We start from the raw sequence: 24,238 nt of genomic DNA on the forward strand, positions 1-24,238 counted from the left end.
AACCGGGACAAGGGCAAACCGTTGTCAATCGGTCGGAACGCTTCATGCCAAGCCTGGGTGGGGCACCGACCCGGCCGGGTGGATCTGAGCGAGCCCTCCGCTGTCAGCGGTCTGTCGCCGCCCGATGCGCACGCTCGTGGCCTGCGGATATGTCGTGTATATGGCGCAGGTTGCTCACCCGTACGGGCATGCCCGCCACCGCGGAGAAGACGAGCGCGGCTTCCTGACTGCCCTGGAGGGCATACGCCGCCTCGGGTAAGCAGTCGACGACAAGCCTCAATGACTACACCGCTCAGTGGAACACCAACACGGAACGCCCGCAGACCGAGGAATGCCCATGCCGTTGAGGGCGGAGGCTTTGGCACTCTCGCGAGAGAGATCTGTCCCAATCCGGTCCGACCAGATGCTGCCCGCCGGCGGTTTGGGCGCGGGCGGGCAGCACCCTCAGCTCAGAGCCGTCGAACTCAGTTCGGCGGACAGGTCCTCGGCGGCGTTGACCAGCAGTGGCACGGCCCGGTCGATCAAGTCCTGGGTCATCCGCGGCGCGGGGCCGGAGATGGAGAAGGCGATCCTCGACGACACGTTGGGGATCTTCACGGCCACACAGCGGACACCTATCTCCTGCTCACCGTCGTCGGTGGCGTAGCCGTGCTCGCGGACCCAGGCCAGCTGGTCCTGGAAGGTCTGCGGGTCGGTGATGGTGTGCTCGGTGTGCTCCGCCATACCGGTACGCCGCAGCAGCGCCCGGACATCGGCCTCGGAGTGGTCGGCGAGCAGCGCCTTGCCGACGGCCGTGCAGTGCGGCGAGACCCGGCGACCAACCTCGGTGAACATGCGCATCGAGTGCAAGCCCGGCGTCTGCGCGACGTAGACGATCTGATCGCCGTCGAGCATGGCGAGGTTGGCGGTCTCGCCGAGGAAGTCGACGAGTCTCGCCAGGTGGGGCATGGCCCAGGTGGACAGCATCCGGCCGGCGCTCTCGCCGAGCCGGATCAGCCGCGGCGCGAGCACGTACTCCCGGGACGCCTCCTGGCGTACGTAGCCGAGGTCGACCAGGGTCCGGACCAGCCGGTGGATGGTGGGCAGCGGCAGGCCGGACGCCTCGGCCAGCCGGGACAGGCTGGCCGAGCCGCCCTGGTCGGCCAGCGCCTCGAGCAGTTCGAAGGTGCGCACGATCGACTGGACGCCGCCAGATCGCGCCGGAGATGACTCCTCGGGGCTCTGCGTTTTTCGCATGGCGAAAGCATACTTCCTCAGTTTGGGCCGCCGCGGGGACTTCGACCAGCTCGTGCGGGCGAAGTTCGCCGGGGGCAACGGGCCCAGCACCCGGCATCCGGGATCGACCCCTCAGGCCGCCTGACATCCGCCGAGCCCCAGGCGGCGCGGGGCCCCGGACTTTCGCATGACGGAAGTGCGCACGCTCCCGGGTGACTCGCGGCCAGGTGGCTCACATCCGGAGGCCCTGAGAGCCCTTGACTTCTGCAATACGGAAGTTAGGCTCCGCAATATGGAAATCAAGGTTGGCCGTAAGACGACGCCCCCGACTCCCGGCTACTCGATCACCATGCGTGTCGAGGCTCCCCCGGAGTCCGCGATGGCTTCGGCGATCGCCGAAGCCATCGGGGAGGCGGGCGGGGCACTCACCGCGCTCCACGTCGCCGAGCGTCGGGCCGACCGCATGGTCGTCGATGCCACCTGCGATGCCCGAGACGCGGACCACGCGGAGCAGATCGGCAAGGCCGTGGCCGCCGTCCCCGGGGTCACCGTCCTCGAGGTCAGCGATCGGACGTTCCTGGTCCACCTCGGGGGGAAGCTGGAGGTGACGCCGAAGGTCCAGCTCAAGCACCGCGACGACCTCTCCCGCGCGTACACCCCCGGCGTGGCGCGGGTCTGCACGGCGATCGCCGAGAACCCGGCCGACGCCCGCCGCCTGACGATCAAGCGGAACACCGTCGCCGTGGTCACCGACGGCTCGGCCGTGCTCGGACTGGGCAATATCGGCCCTGAGGCCGCGCTCCCCGTCATGGAGGGCAAGGCCGCGCTGTTCAAGCAGTTCGCGGACGTCGACGCTTGGCCGGTCTGCCTCGACACCCAGGACACCGACGAGATCGTCTCCGTCGTCAAGGCCCTGGCGCCGGTGTACGGCGGGATCAACCTGGAGGACATCTCCGCGCCGCGCTGCTTCGAGATCGAGGCCCGGCTGCGCGAGGCCCTGGACATCCCGGTCTTCCATGACGACCAGCACGGCACCGCCATCGTGGTCCTGGCCGCCCTCACCAACGCCCTGCGCGTGGTGGGCAAGCGCATCGAGGACATCACGATCGTGGTCTCCGGTGTCGGCGCGGCCGGCCATGCGATCATCCGGCTGCTGCACAAGCAGGGCGTCGGGGAGATCATCGGCTGCGACCGGCGCGGCGTCCTCGACCCCGAGCAGGCGGGGATGGACGACTTCCGGCGGTGGATCGCCGACAACACCAACCGCTCCGGCCGTCGTGGCACGCTCAGGGAGGCGCTGGGCGGCGCCGACGTGTTCATCGGAGTCTCCGCGCCGAACCTCCTCACGGAGGAGGACATCGCGGCGATGGACGAGGGCGCGATCGTGTTCGCCCTGGCCAATCCGGACCCGGAGGTCGATCCGGCCGCCGCCGGCCGGCACGCCGCGGTGGTCGCCACCGGGCGGTCCGACTACCCCAACCAGATCAACAATGTGCTGGCCTTCCCCGGCTTCTTCCGCGGACTGCTCGACGCGGGCGTCTCGGACATCACCGGCGAGATGATGACCGCCGCGGCCCGGGCCATCGCCGCCGCCGTGCCCCCGCGGCAGCTGTCGGCCGACTCCATCATCCCGAGCGTCTTCGACGCCTCGGTCGCCCCGGCCGTCGCCGCAGCCGTCCGTGAGGCCGCCGCCGCGCACACCACCGCGCAGGACCAGGACCCGGACCGCGCCGAGCTCCCAGGAGAAAACAATGCCTGATATCGAGGTGACCGGAGCCCACGTCGAGGGGGCCGAGCCAATCCTGACACCGCAGGCGCTGGACTTCGTGGCTGGTCTACAGCGCCGCTTCGGCGCGCGGCGCGAGGAGCTGCTGGTGGCGCGCACCGCGCGGCGCGAGGAGATCTCCCGCACCGGCCGGCTGGACTTCCTCCCCGAGACCGCGGAGATCCGCGCGGCCGAGTGGAAGGTCGCCGAGACGCCTGCCGCCCTGCTCGACCGCCGGGTGGAGATCACCGGTCCCACCGACCGCAAGATGACCGTCAACGCCCTCAACTCAGGCGCGCAGGTCTGGTTGGCGGACTTCGAGGACGCCACCGCTCCGACCTGGTCGAACCTCGTCCAGGGCCAGGCGAACCTGATCGACGCCTTCGAGCGCCGGATCGACTTCACCTCACCCGAGGGCAAGGAGTACCGCCTGCGGCCGGACGCGGAGCTCCCCACCGTCGTGGTCGGCTGGCACTTGGAGGAGCGCCACGTGCAGACCTGCCACCGCCGCGGCGCCCACGCCATCGGCGGCATGGCCGCGTTCATCCCCTCGCGCCGCGACCCCGCGGTCAATGAGGCGGCTCTGGCCAAGGTCGCGGCGGACAAGAACCGCGAGGCCGGTGACGGCTTCGACGGCTCCTGGGTGGCCCACCCCGACCTGGTGCCGGTCTGCCGGACCGCCTTCGACTCCGTTCTCGGCGACCGGCCGAACCAGAAGGACCGGCCCGTCGAGAGCGTCGAGATCACCGCCGAGCAGCTGCTCGACGTCGCCGGCACCGAGGGCGCCCGCACCGAGCGCGGGCTGCACAGCGCCATCGCGGTCGGCCTGCGATACATCGAGGCGTGGCTGCGCGGCCACGGCGCGGTCGGCATCTTCAACCTCATGGAGGACGTTGCCACCGCCGAGATCTCCCGCTCGCAGATCTGGCAGTGGGTGCACAACGACGTCGTGCTGGAGGGCGGCGAGAAGGTCACCGCCGAACTGGTGCGCCGCCTCGTCTCCGAAGAGCTGTCCGGTCTGCGCGAGTCGCTGGGCGACGCCGCGTACGACGCCGGCCGCTGGCAGCAGGCCGGCGCGCTGTTCGAGCAGGTCGCCCTCGACGGCGATTTCGCCGACTTCCTCACCGTGCCCGGCTATGCCCTGCTGGACTGACCGGCCGCTTTCGCGACCGATCGGCCACCGCGCCCCGCTCATGTCCGGCCTCCCCCGCCCGACGACGACTTTTCGTCTCAGGGCAACTCAGAGAGAAGGTCCCCATGGCTCACATGTTTCTGAACGGCCAGGCGATGGAGGGTGGCCCGTTCCACCACCACCTCCAGGGCGCCCCGTTGGTGCAGAAGACCCGTACCGCTCCCGGCTACCGCTTCTTCTCCATCCGGGAGACCTGCCCGGGTCTGCTCCCGGACACCTCCGTCGACACAGCCGTCGAGGGCGAGGTGTACGACGTGCCCATGGAGGTGCTGCGTGACGAGTTGCTGCCAACCGAGCCGGCCGAGCTGGAGTTCGGCATCATCAAGCTCGACGACGGCTCTGCCTGCTTCTCGATGATCCTTCGCCGGGGCGAGCTGGAGCGGGACCTCCACAAGGAGATCACCGAGTTCGGCGGGTGGCGCGCCTACCTGAAGGCACTCGGCCGCGAGGCCTGATCCGGGGTTCGCGGGAGCCGACGGCGATCCACGCGGGTGCGGCGCGTCGTCCCAACGCCCGTGGGCGTCCCCGAGCGATACCCGAGGGGCATCCGAGGCACTCCTCGGCACCTTTGCCTCCATCAGGGGCATTTCGCGCAGGGAATCTCTTGACAACAGCCGGATCCACAGGCAGACATTCCATAACGTAGAATCCTTCTTCCAGAAAGCGGAAATGAAGATGCATCACCTTCGGTATGAGGTCAACCTGTCCATCCTCTTCACCGAACTCCCGCTGCTGGAGCGTCCGGCCGCGGCGAAGGCCGCCGGGTTCGACGCGGTCGAGTTCTGGTGGCCGTTCGCCGAGGCTGTGCCGTCCGACCGGGACATCGACGCGTTCGTCGATTCCGTGCGTAACGCGGGCGTCCAGCTCGTAGGGCTCAACTTCTTCGCCGGCGACATGGCCGGCGGCGACCGCGGCCTGGTGTCGTGGCCCGCCCGGTCCACCGAGTTCGGTGACAACATCGACGTCACTCTCGGGATCGGCGAGCAGCTCGGCTGCAAGGCATTCAACGCCCTGTACGGCAACCGGGTGGAGGGCGTCGTCCCCAAGGCGCAGGATGACCTCGCCACGGAGAATCTGGCCCTCGCGGCCAGGGCCGCGCAGCGGACCGGCGCCACGGTCCTGGTCGAGTCGGTCAGCGGCGCTCCGGCCTACCCGCTGCTCACCGCGGCGGACTCGATCGCCGTCATCGACCGGGTCGAGCGCGAGAGCGGCGTGGACAACGTCCGCTTCCTCGCCGACCTGTTCCACCTGACCGTCAACGGCGACGACGTCGACGCCGTGATCGCGGCGCACGCCGCCCGCATCGGCCACGTGCAGATCGCGGACGCGCCGGGACGCGGCGAGCCGGGCTCCGGGCAGATCGGCCTGGAGGGCCGGCTCGCCCGGCTGGAAGCCTTCGGCTACCGCGGCTGGGTGGGTCTGGAGTACAAGCCGACCGTCGCCTCGGCCGACAGCTTCGACTGGCTTCCCCGGGAGCGCCGCGCAGGCTGAACGGCCCCTTGAAGATCCGGTCCGCCCGCAGAACATCGACCAAGGAGAAGCGTTGAACACCACCCCCCGGAAGATCGCCTTCATCGGCCTCGGCATCATGGGCGGCCCGATGGCCGCCAACCTCGTCAAGGCCGGCCACACCGTCACCGGCTACAACCGCAGCCGGCCCGCCATCGACAAGCTCGTCGCCGCCGGCGGCAGGGGCGCGGGCAGCGTCGCCGAGGCTGTCGCCGACGCCGAGGTCGTCATCACGATGGTCCCCGCCGACCCGCAGGTCGAGGAGGTCGTCCTCGGTGAGGGCGGTGTCCTGGAGCACGTGAAGCCGGGCACGCTCGTCATCGACATGAGCAGCATCACCCCGCAGACCTCCATCAAGGTCGCCGCCGCCGCCAAGGAGAAGGGCGTGCGGACCTTGGACGCCCCCGTCTCCGGTGGCGAGGCCGGCGCGATCGAGGCCGTCCTGTCCATCATGGTCGGTGGCGAGGCGGACGACTTCGCCGACGCCAAGCCGGTTTTCGACGCCATGGGCACCACGGTCATCCACGTCGGTCCGACCGGCGCCGGCCAGACCGTGAAGGCCGCCAACCAGCTCATCGTCGCGGTGAACATCCAGGTCGTGGCCGAGGCCGTGGTCTTCCTGGAGAACGCGGGCGTCGACCTGCCGGTCGCGCTGGACGTCCTCGCGGGGGGTCTGGCCGGTTCGACCGTGCTGAACCGCAAGAAGGCCAACATGGTCAACCGCGAGTTCGCTCCGGGCTTCCGGATCGACCTGCACCACAAGGACATGGGCATCGTGACCGCCGCCGCCCGCGCCGTCGAGGCGCCGCTGCCGGTCGGTTCGCTGGCCGCCCAGCTCGTCGCCTCGGCCCGCGCCAACGGCGACGGCTCGCTCGACCACTCCGCATTGCTCCGAGGTGTCGAGCGCCTCGCCGGACGAGAGGTGAACTGACATGGCGCGTATGACAGCGGCCCAGGCCGCGGTGGAGATCCTCAAGCGTGAGGGCGTCACCCATGTGTTCGGGCTGCCCGGCGCGGCGATCAACCCGTTCTACGCCGCGATGCGGACCAACGGCGGTCTGACCCACGTCCTGGCCCGGCACGTCGAGGGTGCTTCGCATATGGCGGAGGGCTACACCCGTGCCAAGGCCGGCCACATCGGCGTCTGCGTCGGCACCAGCGGCCCAGCCGGCACCGACATGATCACCGGCCTGTACTCGGCCGCCGCGGACTCGATCCCGATTCTGTGCATCACCGGCCAGGCGCCGGTGTCCAAGCTGCACAAGGAGGACTTCCAGGCCGTCGACATCGCCTCGATCGCCAAGCCGCTGACGAAGGCGGCGACCACCGTCCTCGAGGCCGCCCAGGTCCCCGGTGTCTTCCAGCAGGCATTCCACCTGATGCGTTCCGGCCGTCCCGGCCCGGTGCTCATCGACCTGCCGATCGACGTCCAGATGACGGAGATCGAGTTCGACATCGACACCTATGAGCCGCTGCCGGTCTACAAGCCGGCCGCGACCCGGGCGCAGATCGAGAAGGCCCTGGACATGCTCCAGGCCGCCGAGAAGCCTCTGATCATCTCCGGTGGCGGTGTCATCAACGCGGACGCCTCCGGCCTGCTGGTCGAGTTCGCCGAGCTGACCGGTGTGCCGGTCGTCCCCACCCTCATGGGCTGGGGCACGATCCCGGACGACCACGAGCTGATGGCCGGCATGGTCGGTCTCCAGACCTCGCACCGCTATGGCAACGCGACGCTGCTGGAGTCGGACTTCGTCCTGGGTATCGGCAACCGCTGGGCCAACCGCCACACCGGCGCGATCGACAAGTACACCGAGGGCCGTACGTTCGTCCACGTCGACATCGAGCCGACCCAGCTCGGCCGCGTGTTCGCGCCGGACTTCGGCATCGCCTCGGACGCCAAGGCCGCCTTGGAGCTCTTCGTGCAGGTCGCGAAGGAACGCAAGGAGGCCGGGGTCCTCAAGGACCGTTCCGAGTGGGCGGCCGGCTGCCAGGAGCGCAAGGGCCGGCTGCTGCGCAAGACCGACTTCGACAACGTGCCGGTCAAGCCGCAGCGGGTCTACCAGGAGATGAACAAGGCATTCGGCCGTGACACCCGCTATGTCACGACCATCGGTCTGTCACAGATCCAGGCCGCGCAGATGCTGCACGTCTACGGACCGCGCAACTGGATCAACGCCGGACAGGCAGGCCCGCTGGGCTGGACCCTGCCGGCCGCCCTCGGCGTCGCCACGGCCGACCCCGAGGGCCAGGTCGTCGCGCTCTCCGGCGACTACGACTTCCAGTTCATGATCGAGGAACTGGCTGTCGGCGCGCAGTTCAACATCCCCTACATCCACGTCGTCGTGAACAACGCGTACCTGGGCCTGATCCGCCAGGCGCAGCGTGCCTTCGACATGGACTACCACGTCCAGCTGTCCTTCGAGAACGTCAACGCTCCCGAGGTCAACGGCTACGGCGTGGACCACGTTAAGGTCGCCGAGGGGCTGGGCTGCAAGGCGATCCGGGTCTACGACCCGAACGAGCTCGGTGCCGCGTTCGACCAGGCCAAGAAGCTCATAACCGATTACCGCGTCCCGGTGGTCGTCGAGGTCGTCCTGGAGCGCGTCACCAACGTCTCCATGGGCGGCGTCGGCCTCGACTCGATCAACGAGTTCGAGCCGGTCGCCCTCCAAGCCTCGGACGCGCCCACGGCGGTGCTCAACACGCTCGACTGACCGGCCCGCGCCCTCAGTTGACGTAGCGTCGAAAGACTCCTCCCGGCGGCGTGACCAAATCCGGTCGTGCCGGCGCCGCCGGGAGGCCCTCCCCCTTTCTCACCTCGTCATTCTTCGTTTCGAACCGCTCCGAGCAGCTTCCCGGAGCCGGATCTCCCGGAAGTGAGATCGTGCAGATGATCCAACCGGCCCCCGCCGGCGGCCATGTCGTCATCGCGTCGGACAAGTTCAAGGGCTCGCTGACCGCCGTCGAGGTCGCCGACCACGTCTCGGCGGGCCTGCGCGCAGCGATCCCGACCCTGCCGATCCGCACCGTCCCCATCGCTGACGGCGGCGAGGGCACCCTCCAGGCGGCCCTGTCCGCCGGCTTCCTCCGCGTCGACGTCACCGCCGCAGGACCCACCGGGGAACCGGTGCAGGCCGCGGTCGCGGTCAAGGACCGTACGGCGGTTGTGGAGCTGGCGCAGGCGTCAGGGCTGCGCCTCCTGCCCGACGGCAGACCGGACGCCCTGAACGCGTCCAGCTACGGCACCGGGCAGCTGATCCGGGCCGCGCTGGACGGCGGGTGCAGTCGCATCGTCCTCGGGCTGGGCGGCAGCGCCTGCACCGACGGTGGCGCGGGCCTCGTGCAGGCCCTCGGAGGGGCCTTGCTCGACAGCTCCGGGACCGAACTGCCGCGCGGCGGGGCGGCTCTGACCAGGCTGCACACCATCGACCTGAGCTCCCTGGACCCGCGCCTGCGCCGGGCGGAGGTCATCATGGCCTGCGACGTCGACAATCCGCTGCTCGGCCCGCTGGGCGCCGCCGCCGTGTACGGCCCGCAGAAGGGCGCCACGGCGGAGGACGTCGAGGTGCTGGACGCAGCCCTGGCTCACTGGGCCGAGGCCACCGCCGCGGTGGTGGGCGGCGAGCATGCCCGGCGGCCCGGCGCGGGAGCCGCCGGCGGCGTCGGCTTCGCTGCCATGGCCTTCCTCGGCGTCCAGCCGAGCGCGGGCATCGACATCCTCATGGATCTGCTCGGCTTCCGCCACGAGTTGGCCGGAGCCCGGCTGGTGATCACCGGCGAGGGATCGCTGGACGCGCAGAGCCTGCACGGCAAGGCACCCGTCGGCGTGGCCGCCGCGGCTGGCGCCCAGGGAGTCCCGGTGGTCGCGGTCGCCGGCCGCACCGAGCTGTCCGCCGAGCAACTGCGCGGCGCGGGTATCCAGACCGCCTACGCCCTCACCGACATCGAATCCGACCCCGCACGCTGCATACGCGACGCCGGTGCACTGCTCGAACAACGCGCCGCCGCGATCGCTGTGGACTGGCTGATCGACCCGCCCTCGGCCGCCGGCCCCCACCCGGACGATCACGCTGACCACCTGGAGAAGTTCCCCTCCGATGCATGATGCCACCGCTCACCACGGTCGGGCGGACGAGGGCCCGGGGATGCGGATCGGCGAAGCCGCCGCGGCCTCCAGGACGACGCCTCGTGCACTCCGGTTCTACGAGCGGCGCGGCCTGCTGCCCCCGCTGCGGCGCTCCGCATCCGGCCAGCGTGAGTACGGGCCGCAATCCGCACCCCACGCCTTCGCGGCGCAGAGCACCGCCCGGTCGTCGCCGTCGCCCTGGCCGAGGGTGAGGTTCTCCCGCGCGGTCACCTGCCAACGGGCGGTGTCCTGCGACAGCATCGCCAGCCATGACCACAGCTGCTCGGGATCAGCAGTGGCGAGGCCCGCCTCGTCCCACATCACGGAGCCCTGGGCAGGGGCGTAGAGCCCGGCGAGGAGTTTGGCCAGCGTCGACCTGCCCGAGCCGTTCGCACCCACCATCGCCAGGACCTCCCCGCGCCAGGACCACCTCGGTCTGTAACGGATCGCTCGTCCTCGCCGCGGCCGGGCTGCTTGACGGCTATCGCTCGGCCACGCACTGGGCCGCTCGCGGCCATCTGGCACAGTTGGGTGTCGAGGTGTCGACGGAACGCGTGTGCATAGATCGGAACACGATATCCGGCGGCGGTGTGACCGCGGGCATCGACTTCGGGCTCACGATCGTTGCGCACGTCTTCGGTGATGATGTCGCGAGATTCTGTCAGCTGGCCGCGGAATACGACCCGAAGCCGCCGTTCGACGCGGGTAATCCCGAAAAAGCGGGTCGAAGTCGTCGCCGTCCGCGTAGGGGACGCCCAGACTTTCCGCAAGCACACGAGCCGCCGTTGTTAGAGCTCGTGGCCACGGCCTTGTCAGGGCATGTCACCCGGTAGCGCTTCAGGATGCAACAGGTCGCTACGCGGCCGTTGTTCGCCTTCGTGCGGCCGGGGAGCCGGGCCGTCGGAACCGGCCGGATACTCCTGCATCGAGACGAGGTCCCTCTCCCATGCGCTCAGGACGGGTGTCAGGACCCGCCATGCCTGCTCGGCTTCGTCACCACGGATGGAAAGCGCCGGATCCCCCCTCATGACATCCAGGAGGAGCTGGCCATAGGCGGGTAGGTCGGGCGGTTCCATCCGTGCGGTCAGCGAGAGCGGGGTGAAGGCTCGGGCGCGGGAGCCGATGCCCATCATGTCGAGGGTCAAACCTTCTGGCTCCAGTCCGAAGCGCAGCACATTGGGCAGGGCCTCTCCCTCATGGCCGAAGGGCAGATGGGGAACGGAGCGGAAGCGCACCATGACCTCCTTGCGGTCCTGTCCGAGCGCCTTGCCGCTGCGCAGCCGGAACGTCGTCCCGGACCAGCGCCAGCTGTCCAGTTCCAGTTCGACCTCGGCGAAGGTCTCCGTGTGCCGCCGGGGATCCACGCCCTCCTCGTCAGCGTACGCGGGGATGGCGCGGTCGCCGATGCGGCCGGACAAGTAGCGTGCGCGGCGGGTGCGGTGCGCGACGTCGTAGTCGGTGAGGGGCCGCACGGACCGCAGCACGTCGACTTTCCGGTCGCGCAGGTCCCGCTCGCCAAGGGTGATCGGGGGTTCCATGGCCACCAGGCACAGCAACTGCAACAGATGGTTCTGCACCATGTCCTTCAGTGCGCCGACGCGGTCGTAGTAGCCGGCCCGGCCTTCCAGGGCGAGGGTCTCGTCCCAGATGATCTCCACTTCCGCGATGTGGGTGCTGTTCCAGAGGGGCTCCAGCACCCGGTTGGCGAGCCGGCTCCCGAGCACGTTCTGGACGGTCGTCATGGCCAGGAAGTGGTCGACCCGGAACACCGCCTGCTCGGGTACGAGACCAGCGAGCAGCGAGTTCAGTTCCCGCGCGCTCGCCAAGTCTTCGCCGAACGGCTTCTCCAGCACGATCCGGCTGCCCGTCGGCAGGCCCGCGTCGTACAGGGCGGTGACCACGTGCGGGAAGAGGGCCGGAGGAAGGGCGAGGTATGCGGCGATCGGGTCGTCTCCGGCGACGACCGCGGCGACGTCCCCGGGGTTGGTGACGTCGGCCTGCCGGTAGTGGGCCGAGGCCGCCACGGCCCTCCTGGCGTCGGCGGGACAGAAGCTGCCGTGGCGGTCGAGCCGGTCGGCGATCCAGCCGCGGTATTGGTCGCTGTCCCAATCCTCCCTGCTCGCGCCGATCAGCTGGAAGCCGTCGCGGAGGCAGCCCGCGGCCCGCAGGGCGGCCAGGGCCGGCAGGAGGTAGCGAGCGGCGAGGTCTCCCGTCGCGCCGAAGATGGCGAGCCGATCGATCATGTCCGGGCGCCTGTCTTCGCACGGGCGAGGTTCACGCCGCTGGCGATGATCCCGATATGGCTGAACGCCTGGGGGAAGTTGCCCATGAACTCCCCGGAGGTGGCGTCGATCTGTTCCGGCAGCAGTCCGAGCGGACTCGTACGGGCACACAGCGAGGCGTACAGCTCTTCGGCCTCATCGAGTCGGCCCTGGGCGGTCAGGTTGTCGGCCAGCCAGAAGCTGCACAGCATGAAGGCGCCTTCGTCGCCGGACAAGCCGTCGGACGACTCCCGGTGCAGGTAGCGGTAGAGCAGGCCGTCACCGGCCGACAGGCGCTTGGCGATGGCCGTGGTGGTTGCGGCCATCCGCGGGTGGTCGGCCGGCAGCACCTGGCGCAGCGGGAGTGCGAGCAGGCTCGCGTCCAGCACGCCGCCGCCGTCCAGGTGTGCGCTCAGCGTCTGCGTGTCCTCGTCCCAGGACTCCTCCAGGATGACCCGGCGCAGCCGGTCGGCCGAGGCCCGCCAAGCCGTGGTGCGCCCGGGCAGGTTCAGCCGCTCGCTGATGGTCGCGGCTCGGTCCAGGGCCACCTGGCACATTCCGGCCGAGTACGTGAACGCCCGGCCCTCGCTGCGCACCTCCCAGATCCCCTGGTCTGGCTGACGCCACGCCTGCTCCGCAGTGTCGGCCAGCCCCGCCAGGCGTACCCACAGCGCGGGCTGTACCTGGCTGGCCGTGCGCAGCCACTGGTCGGTGCGCAATGCGGGAAATCCGGAGATGACGGCTCTGTATCTTGAGCGGTTCCTGAACTACGGCCTCACACGGGCTGAACTTGGGTCGGGCCGACCGATCATCGGAATCGCTCAGACAGGTAACGATCTGGTTCCCTGTAATCAGCACCATCGCACCCTCGCCGACCGGATCAAGGCCGGGGTCCGCGACGGTGGCGGCATTCCGTTCGAGTTCCCCGTCCATCCGTTGCAGGAGACCGGAAAGCGCCCCACCGCGGCGCTGGACCGCAACCTCGCTTATCTCGGACTGGTCGAGGTGCTCTACGGTTATCCACTTGACGGAGTGGTTCTGACGACAGGCTGCGACAAGACCACGCCCGCCTGCCTGACCGCGGCGGCGACAGTGAACATTCCGGCGATCGTCTTGTCCGGGGGACCTATGCTCAACGGCTATCACAACGGCGTGCGGACGGGCTCGGGGCTGGTGATCTGGCAGTCGAAGCGGCTACTCGCCAGCGGGCAGATCGACTACGACGAATACATGTCACGGGTGACCGCCTCCGCGCCCAGTATCGGGCACTGCAACACGATGGGCACCGCGCTGTCGATGAACAGTCTGGCCGAGGCGCTCGGAATGTCCCTGCCCGGCTGCGCGGCGATCCCGGCCCCCTACAGCGAGCGGGCGCAAATGGCCTACGACACAGGCCGCCGGGCGGTGACCATAGTGCGAGAGGACCTGACCCCCCGCAAGATCATGACCCGGCAGGCCTTCGAGAACTCGATCGTTGTCGCATCGGCCATCGCAGCTTCGACCAACGCACCCATCCATATCAACGCCATCGCACGTCACGTCGGGGTGGACCTGTCCAACCAGGACTGGCAGCCGGTCGGACACGACATTCCAGTGCTGGTGAACCTCGCTCCCGCAGGGGAGTTCCTCGGCGAGGACTTCCACCGCGCCGGCGGTGTACCGGCGGTCATGTGGGCGCTGCTGGAAGCGGGGCACCTGCACGGTGACGCCGCAACCGTCTCGGGTCGTACGGTGGCCGAGAACCTGGAGGATGTCCCGCCCGCCGACCCGATGGTCATCCGCCCCTTCCACGATCCCGTCACCGCGGAAGGCGGACTGCTTGTCATGACCGGGAACCTGTTCGACTCCGCGGTCATGAAAACGTCGGTCATCACCGACAGCTTTCGGGCCCGCGGCCTGCCACACTCCGACGATCCGTCGGTATTCGACTTTCGCGCCATTGTCTTCGACGGGCCCGAGGACTACCACTCTCGCATCGAAGACCCAGAGCTGGACATCGACCAGGACTGCCTCCTCGTCATCCGCTACACCGGGCCCGTCGGATATCCAGGCTCGGCCGAGGTCGTGAACATGGAGCTTCCCGCGGAGCTGATCCAGCGAGGCATCACCGCGCTGCCTGCGCTCGGTGACGGCCGGCAGAGCGGCACGTCGGATGCACCGTCCATCCTCAACGCCAGCCCCGAGGCCGCGGTCGGCGGCAACCTTGCCATCCTGCGCACCGGCGACCGGATCCGCGTCGACCTGGACAACGCACGCGTCGACGTCCTCCTGCCCGATGAGGAGATCGCCGCGCGGTTGGCCGACTACACACCCCCGGCGCTGGAGCACCAGACACCGTGGCAGGAGATCTACCGTTCCACCGTCGGCCAACTGGACAGCGGGGGCTGCCTGGAGCTTGCCGTGTCGTACCAGGATCTCGTTCACACCAAGGGAATTCCTCGTGACTCGCACTGACTCGAGCGAAGCGATCCTCATCGCCGACTTCGACTTCGGTGATGTGGACATCGAACGCGCCATCATCGAAGGCGCCGGACTCCAGCTCCTTGCCGCGCAGTGCAAGAGTGAGGACGAGGTGATCGAGGCGGGACGAGAGACCGTCGGCATCCTGACCCAGTACGCGCGTGTCGGTTCCCGCGCCATCGACGCATTGACCCGCTGCCGGGTGATCGCTCGCTACGGCACTGGCGTGGACATCGTCGATGTCGACGCCGCGACCCGACGCGGAATCCAGGTCACGGCCGCACCGAACGAATGGTGTGCCGAAGAGGTCGCCGATCATGCCGTCGCGCTCTGGCTCGCGGCCGCCCGCAAAATCTGCCAGTACGACCGGGCGACCCGACAGGGCGAATGGCACTGGAAGACCGGAAGGCCCATCCACAGACTCCGGGGACAGGTACTGGGCCTGCTGTCTTTCGGCTCCATCGCACGGCTCATCGCCGAACGCGCGAAAGCGTTCGGCGTCGAGGTCTGGGCATATGACCCGTTTCTCGACCAGCCTGAGATCCGGGCATACCAGGTCCGACCGATGTCCTTCGACGACTTGGTGGAAAATGCCGACTACGTGGTGGTCCAAACGCCGCTCACCCCACAGACACACCACACCTTCGACCGTGCGACGCTCCGCCGGATGAAGCCGAGCGCCATCCTCATCAACACCGCACGCGGTCCCATCGTGGAAGATGCGGCGATCCACCAGGCCCTCGACGAAGGATGGATCGCCGGCGCGGCGCTGGACGACATCGAGGAGGAACCCGCGAAACAGCGTGGATGGCGCCCGAGCAACCCCCTCCTCAGGCTGCCCAACGCGATCGTCACGCCTCACGCCGCCTACTACTCCGAGGAAGCCGTCAGGACGGTACGGACCATCGCCGCTGAAGAGGCCGTGCGCATTCTGTCCGGGCAACCGGCACGATTCCCGGTCAATGAGCTAGCGGGCTCCCACCCGCACCAGCGCGCCTCTCCCCCTGACGGGTCCTGACCACCGTGGGTACGGCTACGTGAATCCCGACATTACTTGTTGGTGGGCGGCGGTCAGCAGGTCGCGGTAATCGATCCAGGTATCGCTGCGTCTACCGCCCCGCTTGTGATCGACGTTCCACTTGGCCCAGTGGGGTCAGCGGCAGGCCACTCTTCACGCGCGGTCAGCTCAGCCCCGAGCTGACCTCGCGGCCGCCGCGTCAACGCGGCAGGCGAATTCGGTGACGTCGAAGCCGCCGCTGGCGGCAGAACTGTAGGAGCGTTCTTCGGTGTAGTCGGCGCGCTTCGGATGCGGACGACGTGGCGGCCGGATGGGGTCCGGTTCACGCTGGGGCGTGGGGTTCACATCTGGACAACGACTTTGCCCTTGGCGTGGCCCTGTTCCAGGTAGGCGAAGGCGTCGGGGATCTGCTCGAAGGGGAAGGCGCGGTCGGTCACCGTCGTGAGGGTGCCCGTGTCGACCAGTTCGGACAGTACGTCGAGGTCGTCTCCGCTGGGGTGCATGAACATGTACCGGTAGCCGACGCCGCGGCGCCGGGCCGCGCGGCGGATCTTGGCGCTGGCCGCCGTCAGCGCGGCGGTCACCAGGGGGCCGGCGCCTATGTCGCGGGCGGTCGTCGCATCGGGGATGCCGGCGATGGAGACGGTTTTGGCGCCGGGCTTGAGGATGGCGAAGCTGTCGATCAGGTCCTGGCCGCCGGTCAGGTCGAACGCTCCGTCGAAGTCGTGCAGGATGTCCACGAACTTGTGCGTCCGGTAGTCGATCACTCTCTCGGCCCCGAGGGAGCGGACCAGGTCCTCGCCGCGGGGCGAGGCAGTGGTGGTCACCTTCGCGCCGAGCCAGACGGCGAGCTGGATGGCGAGGGTGCCGACGCCGCCGGCGCCGCCGGAGATGAAGACCTTGTCACCGGTCTTGACGGCCAGTTCGTCGCGCAGCGCTTGCAGGGCGGTCAGCCCGGCGAGCGGGAGCCCGGCCGCATCGGTGAACTCCAGGGACGTGGGCATCTTCGCCACAAAGGTCTCGTCGACGACGGCATAGGGGGCATACGCGCCGAGCTTTTGCTTGTCGACCCTGGTGAACACCCGGTCCCCGACGGCGAGACGTGTGACGCCCGGGCCGGTCTCCTCGACCACACCGGCCAGTTCGCTGCCCGCCACCCTGGGGAGGTCGAGGTGGGTGAGCATCCGCATCTTGCCCTGGCGGACCTTGTAGTCGACGGGGTTGAGGCCCGCCGCGTACACGCGGATGAGCACTTCGCCCGCGCCCGGCGTGGGCTGGGGGACGTCGCGCAATTCCATCGCGTTCGTGTCTCCGTAGCGGGTGAGAACGTATGCCTGCATGGGAGTTACCTGCTTTCGCCGTTGCGCGTGTTCCGGCACCGTCGCGCGGTCACGCCGAGATGCGCGTGGACCGCGGCTCGGACCCGGTCGGCTACGACCTCGGGGGTGGAGGTGTCGAATTTGGCGTCGAGGTGGAGGAAGGCGAGGCCGTGCACCAGGGCCCAGACGGCGGTGGCCAGCCCTTCGAGGTCGGCCTCTTGGTCCGAACAGGTGCCGCTCCCGGGGAAAGCGCGTCGAACGAGGGCGTGGACGTACGCCGAGACGGCGGCGGTCGCCGCGGCCCGTTCGGCGTTGCCCGGGTCGCAGGGCTCGCAGAACATGGCCCGGAACAGGGCCGGATGCGCGAGGGCGAACCGCACATAGGCCACGGCGACGCCCGCGAGGTCCTCCGGCGTCGCGGGCGCGGGATGCGCCTCGGCGAGGCGCTCCGCGAGCTCGCGATACCCCTGCGCGGCGACCGCGGAGACCAACGCCTCCCGATCGGGGAAATGCCGATACGGAGCGGTGGCCGACACACCGGCCCGCCGGGCCACCGCGCGCAGCGAGAGCCCGCCGCCGCTGTCCTCCTCCAGCAGCTCGCGCGCCGCACGCAGACAAGCGACCCGCAGGTCGCCGTGGTGGTACGAGCCGCCCGCCCTCGTCATGACACTCACTTCAAGTTTGCACTGCTTACATCCACAACATAGTCGATGTAAGCAGTGTGCACATTGAGTCGGTGCCGAACAGGTGCATCGGCCCTGAACCGGGGAAGCAGTCATCGCCCCGAGACAGGGGCGGCTCGTCCACTGATGAGCGGGACGGCCGTTCCCCGTACAACCGCGCTTGAGTCGCCCGCGGACGTGCATCTGCCTTGAGAGCCAAGAGACTGTGCCCCGGATCACATCACTGACCAAATGACCAATCCGATCAGTCATGCCATCCTGAGTCTATGAGCATGGACAGGCGAACGATGCGGCAGCGAGCACCGGCGGTGGGGTTGTGAGTACAGCCAATCGGAAGGCTCCGAAGGAGCAGCGCATCTTGGATGCCGCCCGAGAACTCCTTCTCCGTCATGGACCGCGAGGTTTTGCCATAGCCGATATTGCCGCCCTCGCCGGTGTAGGCAAGGGAACGGTCTACCTCTATTGGGAATCGAAAGAGAGCCTCATCATCGACCTTTACGCCAGGGATGCGATGGCGATGCTCGAGACCGTCCATACCTCCGTTGCGGCAGACGCGAACATCATCGTCCCGCACAGCTTCCTTCCCCTGATGCGGCGCACAGTTCGTAAACACCCGTTCATTGTTGCCATGCAAACCCAGGATTCTGAACTGCTTGGCTGGTTCAAGGAACACCCTGACATCCGGAGGATCAGAAGCACGATCGGCCCGGTCCCACTGCTCGTGAAAAGCATCCCAATTCTGCGTGAGCATGGCTTGATACGAACCGACCTATCCGCAGGAACGCAGATCTACGCGCTGCTCGCGATGGTCGAGGGGATGTTTCACATGGACGCGAACGATCCCGTTGTCGATCCTCGCCAATTTGGCGTGGAAGACTCAGATGTAATGCTTTCTGATGTCTCGCGAGTTTTGCTCGAGCCGTCCACGCCAGTTGATTCCCGTGCAGTGGAATCGGCTGCTTCAACTGCACTGATGACTTTTGATCACGCGCGCTCGGAGTTTCTTCGCGAAATTTATCCCGATGCAAAAATCGGAAGGAAATAATGACCATGACCACTCCTGCGGACAGGCGTTTCACCGCCGGGCGCGCCCTCATCTCTCTGGCAGCCCTCACAACAGCCGTCGGCCCCTACATTGCAGACTGGAATAAAACCCATATCTACAACCCCACCTGGCCTCCTCATGCCAAGTTCCACAATGCTCAGACAATGAGCACGGGAGTCGCTCTCGGTACACTTACCATTTATAACATCTGGAAGTCGAACGGGAATGCGGAGCATAATCTCAAGAACGGCGCTGCGGCCGCCAGTATGTATTGGCTCACGCAGATTTCTGCCCTTGCCTATCCTGGCACCAGCGCGGCCAACGACTGCGAGGGAGAAGAGACCGACTGTGGACACGAAAAGGAGAGGAAATTCCCGCAGGCGGTCGTTGCCCTGCCCTCCCTGTGCGCCGTTGCTCTGGGATATCTCTTGGAAAGGCGGCGTCTCAAGCACCTTTGATGTAGCCGCGGGAGGGCAGCCCTGACCGGTGAGCCGGCACCGTCGCGTGGCCGTGTGCTGCGACTGCGGCGCTTCTCTTCCCGTCTTTCTCTTCAGCCGACGGCGACGTGCGGCGGGTTTTCCAATTGATCGGCCACTGTGGTCCAGGTTTCGACGAACGATCCGTAGGCGGTCTTGATCTCGACCCCGACGGGCAGTTCCGGGCATTCGTTCTCGCCGTTGGTGCCCCAGTTCACCCAGCCTGACTGGCGTCGCTGGACGACCTGGAATGCCCCTGATGCCTGAGAGGTCCACCAGACCATCGCCCGGCGGTACCGGGGGTGGTACTCGACGGTCTTGGTCGCCGGTCCGGCGAAGATCGTCTCGTCCGCCAGCGTGGACACGTCGACGCCGTCGCGGGCGAACGTCCAGGGCCGGTCGTTCAGGTCGGCCCGGACATGGGACGCCGCCCTGACCTGGCCGAGGCACTTTCCGATGTCGGCATCGGGCAGGGCACCTTCCCAGGTGCTGAACAGCCGCCAGTACAGATCCCAGTGCGCGGAGTCGAAATCACCGGTGAGCAGCGACTTGAACGTCTCGAACTTCTCGGTGGCCGATATTCCGGAGGCCAGCAGTTTGCCGACCATGGTCTTCAACTCCTCGGCGTAGGGGTCACCGGCGCGGTAGCGCGTCCCGTCGTATGCCTCGAAGCGGGTGAAGACGATGTCGCCGGCGCCGCTTTCGAACTCGTCACCCACGGTGATCTTGTTGCTTACGGAGCGTCCGTTGATCACCGCCTGGAAGTCGTCGACTCGGTAGCTGCGGGTGAAGTACGGCGTGCCGTGGGTGAATCGCCAGTCGATGGAGAAGGTCTTCCCCCGGAGCTCTTCGAGCAGGCCGTCGGGGACGGTGCCGTGCATCCGGTAGTGGTGCAGGACCGGTCCCTGCTCGACCACCTCGATATCGACGGTGGTGTGCTCGGGCGGGTTGATGAGTCCGTTCTCCGGGGTGAAGAACGGCCCGTAGAAGCCGCCGATGGCGTTGTTGCCCGAGGGCAGGAGGTCCACACCCTCGGCCACGGCGCCGAAGTGACGTAGTCCCCATTTGGAGGCGCCGGTGCCCTGGGCGGTCCCGGTGCACATCTCCAGGTCGAAGTAGCCGGTGTCCAGGCGGACGAACGCGTCTGGTTCCTGGGGTTCGCGTGTCCGGATGCCGTCGCCGGCACTCTGAGCCGGTCCGGCCAGGGTGAGCTCGACCCGCTGCTCGAACGAGACGACGGCGACAAAGGTGGTGCGCCCCGGGGTGGCCGGGGCGGTCAGCCGTTGGCAGAGCACCTCCTCGCCGGTGTCGGTGCGGGCGGTCCACAGGTCTCCTTCGAGCGCGGCGTCGACGGTGAACGTCAGGGGTTCGCTGACGCGGCGGCCCGGCAGAGGGTCGGTGATGACGACGACGGGCAGAGCCACGGTCGCTCCTCTCGCTGTGTGGGGCGGTGGCTTGGGCCGGGGAGAGTACTCAGCTCCGCTGCGTGGTGGCGGTCGCGGCGCCGGCCGCCGATGGGCGGCGCAGTCGCAGCGGGTGCCGCTTGAGGCTGTCGATGGCCACCGCGAGGATGATGACGACGCCCTTGATCAGCAGCTGGGTGAAGAACTGGACGTTCATCAGAATGAGTCCCGTGCTCAGCACACCGAGGATGACCGAGCCGACCAGGGTGCCGACGAGGCGCCCGCGCCCGCCCATGAGACTGGTCCCGCCGAGAACGACCGCGGCGATCGCGTCGAGTTCGTAGCTGGTGCCGGCGGTGGGCTGGGCGGAGACCACGCGCGCGGCGAAGATGACGCCCGCCAGGCCGGCGCAGGCACCGGCGATGGCATACACCGATGTGGTGACCCGCCGCACGTTGATGCCGGCGAGGCGGGCGGCCTCCGCGTTGCCTCCGACGGCGTAGACATGCTTGCCGTAGCGGGTGCGTTCGAGGGTGAACCAGGCGACGAGGTAGACGATCACCATGATCACCACGGGCACGGGGATCCCGGCGATGTAGCCGTTGCCGAGGTCACGGAAGTTCAGGACGTTGGAGACGACCGGCTGACCGTCGGTCATCGTATAGCCCAGGCCGCGCAGGAAGGTCATCGTGCCGAGCGTCACGATGAACGCGGCGAGGGAGAGGTATGCGATCAGCAGGCCGTTGACGACACCGGCGGCGGCGCCGACGAGCACACCGACGACGACAGCGACCGGCGAGGGCAGGCCGGAGGTGGCGGTGAGTACCGCGACGATGCCGGAGACGGCCACGATCGAGCCGACGGAGAGATCGATCCCGGCGGTGAGGATCACGAAGGTCATACCCGCCGCGAGGATGGCATTGATGGAGATCGACCGGGCGATGTTGAGCAGATTGTCGACAGTGGCGAAGTTGGGGGCGATGGCCGCCATCAGGGCGGTGAGCACGACAAGGACGACGAGGATGCCCACCCGGTCCCACCAGTAGGCGAAGTCGAAGCCCGACGAGGTCACCGGCCCGCGCCGCGATTCGGCGGTGGACTCCGGTTTCACCTGGAGCCGAGGGCTGGGAGAGTGGTCACTCATTGTCTTCTCCATGGGCGTGCGCCACCGTCCCGGTGGCGTGGAACATCACGTCTTCCTCAGTGGCATGGCGTGAGGGGAGTTCGTGCACGATCTGCCCGGCGCGCATCACGAGGATGCGGTCGCTGATGCCGATCGCCTCGGGCAGGTCGGAGGAGATGACCAGAATTGCCTTGCCGACAGCGGCCAGCTCGTTGATGACTTCGTAGATCTCGCTCTTGGCTCCGACGTCGACGCCGCGGGTAGGCTCGTCGAGGATGAGGACGTCGCATGTGCGCATCAGCCAGCGCGCGAGGACGGCCTTTTGCTGGTTGCCGCCGGACAGGGCCTTGGCCGGGAGGCGCAGCGCGCTATGGCGCAGTCGCAGCCGGTGCATCTGGTCCTCGACGGCGCCGCGGATCCGTTCGCGCTTGAGGACACCGGCATGGACGTGGCCCGCCAGCGAACTCACCGCGATGTTGTCCTCCACCGAGTGGTCGAGGAAGAGCGCCTGTTTCTTGCGGTCTTCGGGGACCATGGCGATTCCTGCCGCCATCGCCCGGGCGGGGCTGGTGGCGGTGGCCGGTCTGCCATGGACGGTGACGGTGCCTCCGGAGGGCTTGTCCGCGCCGAAGATCAGCCGGGCCACTTCGGTCCGGCCGGCACCGATCAGCCCCGCCAGGCACACGACTTCACCGGCCCGGACCTGGAGGCTGACCGGACCCGTGCCGTCAGCGCCGCGCAGCCCCTGGACGTCCAGGACGACGTCGCCCGCGCAGCGTGAATCGCGGTGGTAGAGGTCGTCCAGCGGGCGGCCCACCATCATCCGCACCACGTCCGGCGGGCTGATCCGGTCCTTCTCCCGCGTGCCGATGAAGGTGCCGTCGCGAAAGACGGTGACCCGATCGGCGAGCTGCCAGACCTCTTCCATGCGGTGGCTGATGTAGATGAGTCCGGTGCCCGCGGCGCGCATCTCGCCGATGAGGCCGTACAGATGGAGCGCCTCGGCGCGTGAGAGGGCCGCGGTCGGCTCGTCGAGCACAAGGATCCGGGCGCTCTCACTGACCGCCCGGGCGATCTCCACCATCTGTTGCCTACCCACGCTGAGCTCGCCCAGTTCGCGGCGCGGGTCGATGTCCGCACCGATGCGGGCCAGCTTCTGCCGGGCCGAGGCCAGCATCGCACGCCGGTCGAGCGCTCCGTACCGGTTGCGCGGTTCGCGGCCGAGCGCGAGGTTCTCGGCGACGGTCATGGCCGGAACGGTGTTGAGCTCCTGGTGGATGATGGCGATGCCGTGGGCGGCGGCGTCGGCGGGCGAGCGGATCTCTATCTCCTGGCCGTCCAGCAGGATGCGTCCGGCGTCCCGCTGTACATTGCCCGCGAGGATCTTCATCAGGGTGGACTTCCCGGCGCCGTTCTCCCCCATCAGGGCATGGACCTCACCCGCACGGAGGTCGAAGTCCACCCCGTCCAGGGCCCGGGTGGGGCCGAAGCTCTTCGCCACGGCCGCGAGACGGAGCAGGGGCTGGGGCTGGGGCTGGGGCTGGGGCTGGGGCTGGGGCTGGGGACGCGACATTGTCATGGGTACGCCTTCCGGTGGTCAGGCGGTGACGGGCGGCTGTTCTCGAGTGCCCGCACCATGTGGCCGTCGGTCTCTCACCAGCCCTTGTAGTGGGCGACGTTGTCCCGGGTGACCAGCTCACTGGGGATGAGGATCGTGGTTTCCTTCGGCGGCTTGTTGCGGACGATGTCCTGGGCGACCTGCACGGCACGCCGAACCATCTCGGCCGGGTTCTGTGTGGCGGTGCCGATGTACGGCGACCTGGCACGCTTGAGCTCGGCCACCCCCTCCGGACTCCCGTCAACCCCGGTGACCTTCACCCGACCGGTCTTGTGGGCCTGGGTGACCGCGAGGACCGCACCGAGGGCCGAGGGGTCGTTCATTCCGAAGATGCCCTGCACGTTGGGGGTGGCGGTGAGCATGTCGGTGGTGACGGCCAGGCCCGACGCACGGTCGTTCTTGGAGGACTGGTGCCCCACGACCTTGATCCCGGGGTACTGCTTCATGGCCTTCTTACAGCCGGTGATGCGGTCGCGGATCGTCTGGATCGGTGTGCCGTCGACTATCAGGACGTTGCCCTTGCCTCCGATCTCCTTGAACAGATAGTCGCAGGATCTCTCACCGGCCTGCACGGCGTCCGTCATGATCACAGCGTCGGCGCTCTTGGCGGGAGTGTCGACGGCGATGACAACGATGCCCGCCCGCTTGGCGCGTTCGATCGCCGGCTGTATGCCGTTCCCGTCGACGGCGCTGACGATGATCAGGTTCACACCCTGCTGAATGAAGGTGTCGATCTGGTTGTTCTGGTTGGCCAGGTCGAGCTGGGCATCCTGGGTGTTCTCGGTGGCACCGATCTTGGCGGCGGCCTGCTTGGCACCCTTGTCCATGGCCGAGAAGAACGGGTTGGACATGTCCTGGACCATCAGACCGATCTTCTTGATCTTCTCAGGCTTGCCCTGGGCCCGGTTGTCGCCGGAGGTGCAGCCGGCCAGGCTCAGCGCCACCAGGGCGGCCGAAGCGACGATGACGTGTTTGCTGGTGATCGACTTCATGCTGTGCGTTCCTTCGGGTGCTCGTCTGCGGCC

21 protein-coding genes and 3 pseudogenes are annotated in these 24,238 nt (G+C 68.2%); 13 read left to right on the forward strand and 11 right to left on the reverse strand.

Going from position 1 to position 24,238, the window contains the following annotated elements; translation table 11 throughout:
- Positions 1–103: 103 nt before the first annotated feature.
- Positions 104–280, reverse strand: a complete 177-nt coding sequence (locus AB0E24_RS04425) for a hypothetical protein (protein ID WP_359374857.1) — start codon at positions 278–280, stop codon at positions 104–106.
- A gap of 164 nt (positions 281–444) precedes the next feature.
- Positions 445–1,236, reverse strand: a complete 792-nt coding sequence (locus AB0E24_RS04430; RefSeq protein ID WP_069869583.1) for an IclR family transcriptional regulator — start codon at positions 1,234–1,236, stop codon at positions 445–447.
- Positions 1,237–1,507: 271 nt separating this feature from the next.
- On the opposite strand from AB0E24_RS04430, the gene AB0E24_RS04435 reads away from it, so the two are divergent.
- The 8 genes and pseudogenes from AB0E24_RS04435 to AB0E24_RS04470 all read left to right on the forward strand — a co-directional run.
- Complete coding sequence (locus AB0E24_RS04435; protein ID WP_359374859.1) at positions 1,508–2,974, forward strand: NAD-dependent malic enzyme; 1,467 nt, start codon at positions 1,508–1,510, stop codon at positions 2,972–2,974.
- Positions 2,967–4,133 (forward strand): malate synthase, encoded by a 1,167-nt coding sequence (locus tag AB0E24_RS04440; protein ID WP_359374861.1) that lies wholly within the window; start codon positions 2,967–2,969, stop codon positions 4,131–4,133. The genes AB0E24_RS04435 and AB0E24_RS04440 overlap by 8 nt, the downstream gene beginning before the upstream one ends.
- Positions 4,134–4,237: 104 nt before the next feature.
- Positions 4,238–4,627, forward strand: a complete 390-nt coding sequence (locus AB0E24_RS04445; protein ID WP_359374862.1) for an allophanate hydrolase-related protein — start codon at positions 4,238–4,240, stop codon at positions 4,625–4,627.
- A gap of 214 nt (positions 4,628–4,841) precedes the next feature.
- Entirely contained in the window at positions 4,842–5,663 is an 822-nt protein-coding gene (locus AB0E24_RS04450; RefSeq protein WP_079255743.1) for a hydroxypyruvate isomerase family protein, read from the forward strand.
- Between the two features lie 52 nt (positions 5,664–5,715).
- The gene (locus tag AB0E24_RS04455) at positions 5,716–6,612 is read left to right on the forward strand and encodes a 2-hydroxy-3-oxopropionate reductase (protein ID WP_283888465.1); all 897 of its coding nucleotides are present in this window, start codon (positions 5,716–5,718) and stop codon (positions 6,610–6,612) included.
- Position 6,613: 1 nt separating this feature from the next.
- Positions 6,614–8,395: a glyoxylate carboligase gene (gene gcl / locus AB0E24_RS04460; protein ID WP_359374865.1), complete on the forward strand. Its 1,782-nt coding sequence runs from the start codon at positions 6,614–6,616 to the stop codon at positions 8,393–8,395.
- A 176-nt stretch (positions 8,396–8,571) separates the two neighbouring features.
- A complete protein-coding gene (locus AB0E24_RS04465) occupies positions 8,572–9,786 on the forward strand; it encodes a glycerate kinase (RefSeq protein ID WP_359374866.1) in 1,215 nt (404 codons plus the stop codon).
- A gap of 40 nt (positions 9,787–9,826) precedes the next feature.
- Positions 9,827–9,949: pseudogene (locus AB0E24_RS04470) on the forward strand (MerR family DNA-binding transcriptional regulator); the annotation flags it as partial.
- Positions 9,950–9,996: 47 nt separating this feature from the next.
- On the opposite strand, the pseudogene AB0E24_RS04475 reads toward AB0E24_RS04470, so the two are convergent.
- Positions 9,997–10,332, reverse strand: a pseudogene (locus AB0E24_RS04475) (ATP-binding cassette domain-containing protein); the annotation flags it as partial.
- Between AB0E24_RS04475 and AB0E24_RS04480 the strand changes: the two are divergent.
- Positions 10,245–10,640: pseudogene (locus tag AB0E24_RS04480) on the forward strand (DJ-1/PfpI family protein); the annotation flags it as partial. The pseudogenes AB0E24_RS04475 and AB0E24_RS04480 sit on opposite strands and share 88 nt — an antisense overlap.
- Here AB0E24_RS04480 and AB0E24_RS04485 read toward each other — a convergent pair.
- Both AB0E24_RS04485 and AB0E24_RS04490 read right to left on the reverse strand, forming a co-directional pair.
- Positions 10,620–12,050 (reverse strand): glucose-6-phosphate dehydrogenase, encoded by a 1,431-nt coding sequence (locus AB0E24_RS04485; protein WP_359374867.1) that lies wholly within the window; start codon positions 12,048–12,050, stop codon positions 10,620–10,622. The pseudogene AB0E24_RS04480 and the gene AB0E24_RS04485 overlap by 21 nt on opposite strands.
- Positions 12,047–12,787: a glycoside hydrolase family 15 protein gene (locus tag AB0E24_RS04490; protein ID WP_435865245.1), complete on the reverse strand. Its 741-nt coding sequence runs from the start codon at positions 12,785–12,787 to the stop codon at positions 12,047–12,049. The genes AB0E24_RS04485 and AB0E24_RS04490 overlap by 4 nt, the downstream gene beginning before the upstream one ends.
- Between AB0E24_RS04490 and AB0E24_RS04495 the strand changes: the two genes are divergently transcribed.
- A complete protein-coding gene (locus AB0E24_RS04495; protein WP_359374868.1) occupies positions 12,762–14,522 on the forward strand; it encodes an IlvD/Edd family dehydratase in 1,761 nt (586 codons plus the stop codon). The genes AB0E24_RS04490 and AB0E24_RS04495 overlap by 26 nt on opposite strands.
- Positions 14,509–15,546 (forward strand): C-terminal binding protein, encoded by a 1,038-nt coding sequence (locus AB0E24_RS04500; RefSeq protein ID WP_359374870.1) that lies wholly within the window; start codon positions 14,509–14,511, stop codon positions 15,544–15,546. Before AB0E24_RS04495 ends, AB0E24_RS04500 begins: the two co-directional genes overlap by 14 nt.
- Before the next feature lie 341 nt (positions 15,547–15,887).
- Here AB0E24_RS04500 and AB0E24_RS04505 read toward each other — a convergent pair whose 3' ends face one another.
- On the reverse strand, positions 15,888–16,886 hold the full coding sequence (locus AB0E24_RS04505) for an NADP-dependent oxidoreductase (RefSeq protein ID WP_079255748.1): 999 nt from the start codon (positions 16,884–16,886) through the stop codon (positions 15,888–15,890).
- 5 nt (positions 16,887–16,891) lie between these two features.
- Positions 16,892–17,530, reverse strand: coding sequence for a TetR/AcrR family transcriptional regulator (locus AB0E24_RS04510; RefSeq protein WP_359374872.1), 639 nt, complete (start codon positions 17,528–17,530; stop codon positions 16,892–16,894).
- 376 nt (positions 17,531–17,906) lie between these two features.
- On the opposite strand from AB0E24_RS04510, the gene AB0E24_RS04515 reads away from it, so the two are divergent.
- Together AB0E24_RS04515 and AB0E24_RS04520 are read left to right on the forward strand one after the other, a co-directional pair.
- A complete protein-coding gene (locus AB0E24_RS04515; protein WP_347235161.1) occupies positions 17,907–18,593 on the forward strand; it encodes a TetR/AcrR family transcriptional regulator in 687 nt (228 codons plus the stop codon).
- Positions 18,594–18,598: 5 nt separating this feature from the next.
- On the forward strand, positions 18,599–19,051 hold the full coding sequence (locus tag AB0E24_RS04520) for a DUF6640 family protein (protein ID WP_079260229.1): 453 nt from the start codon (positions 18,599–18,601) through the stop codon (positions 19,049–19,051).
- Positions 19,052–19,143: 92 nt separating this feature from the next.
- Here the strand turns inward: AB0E24_RS04520 and AB0E24_RS04525 are convergent, their stop codons facing one another.
- From AB0E24_RS04525 to AB0E24_RS04540, 4 genes are all read right to left on the reverse strand, one after another.
- Complete coding sequence (locus AB0E24_RS04525; RefSeq protein WP_359374874.1) at positions 19,144–20,493, reverse strand: hypothetical protein; 1,350 nt, start codon at positions 20,491–20,493, stop codon at positions 19,144–19,146.
- Between the two features lie 49 nt (positions 20,494–20,542).
- The gene (locus AB0E24_RS04530; protein ID WP_147964619.1) at positions 20,543–21,616 is read right to left on the reverse strand and encodes an ABC transporter permease subunit; all 1,074 of its coding nucleotides are present in this window, start codon (positions 21,614–21,616) and stop codon (positions 20,543–20,545) included.
- Positions 21,609–23,174: a sugar ABC transporter ATP-binding protein gene (locus AB0E24_RS04535; RefSeq protein WP_359374876.1), complete on the reverse strand. Its 1,566-nt coding sequence runs from the start codon at positions 23,172–23,174 to the stop codon at positions 21,609–21,611. Before AB0E24_RS04535 ends, AB0E24_RS04530 begins: the two co-directional genes overlap by 8 nt.
- Before the next feature lie 74 nt (positions 23,175–23,248).
- Positions 23,249–24,205: an ABC transporter substrate-binding protein gene (locus AB0E24_RS04540; protein ID WP_359374877.1), complete on the reverse strand. Its 957-nt coding sequence runs from the start codon at positions 24,203–24,205 to the stop codon at positions 23,249–23,251.
- Between the last annotated feature and the right edge of the window lie 33 nt (positions 24,206–24,238).

This window comes from Streptomyces malaysiensis subsp. malaysiensis, from assembly GCF_040653035.1.
GTDB lineage: Bacteria > Actinomycetota > Actinomycetes > Streptomycetales > Streptomycetaceae > Streptomyces > Streptomyces malaysiensis.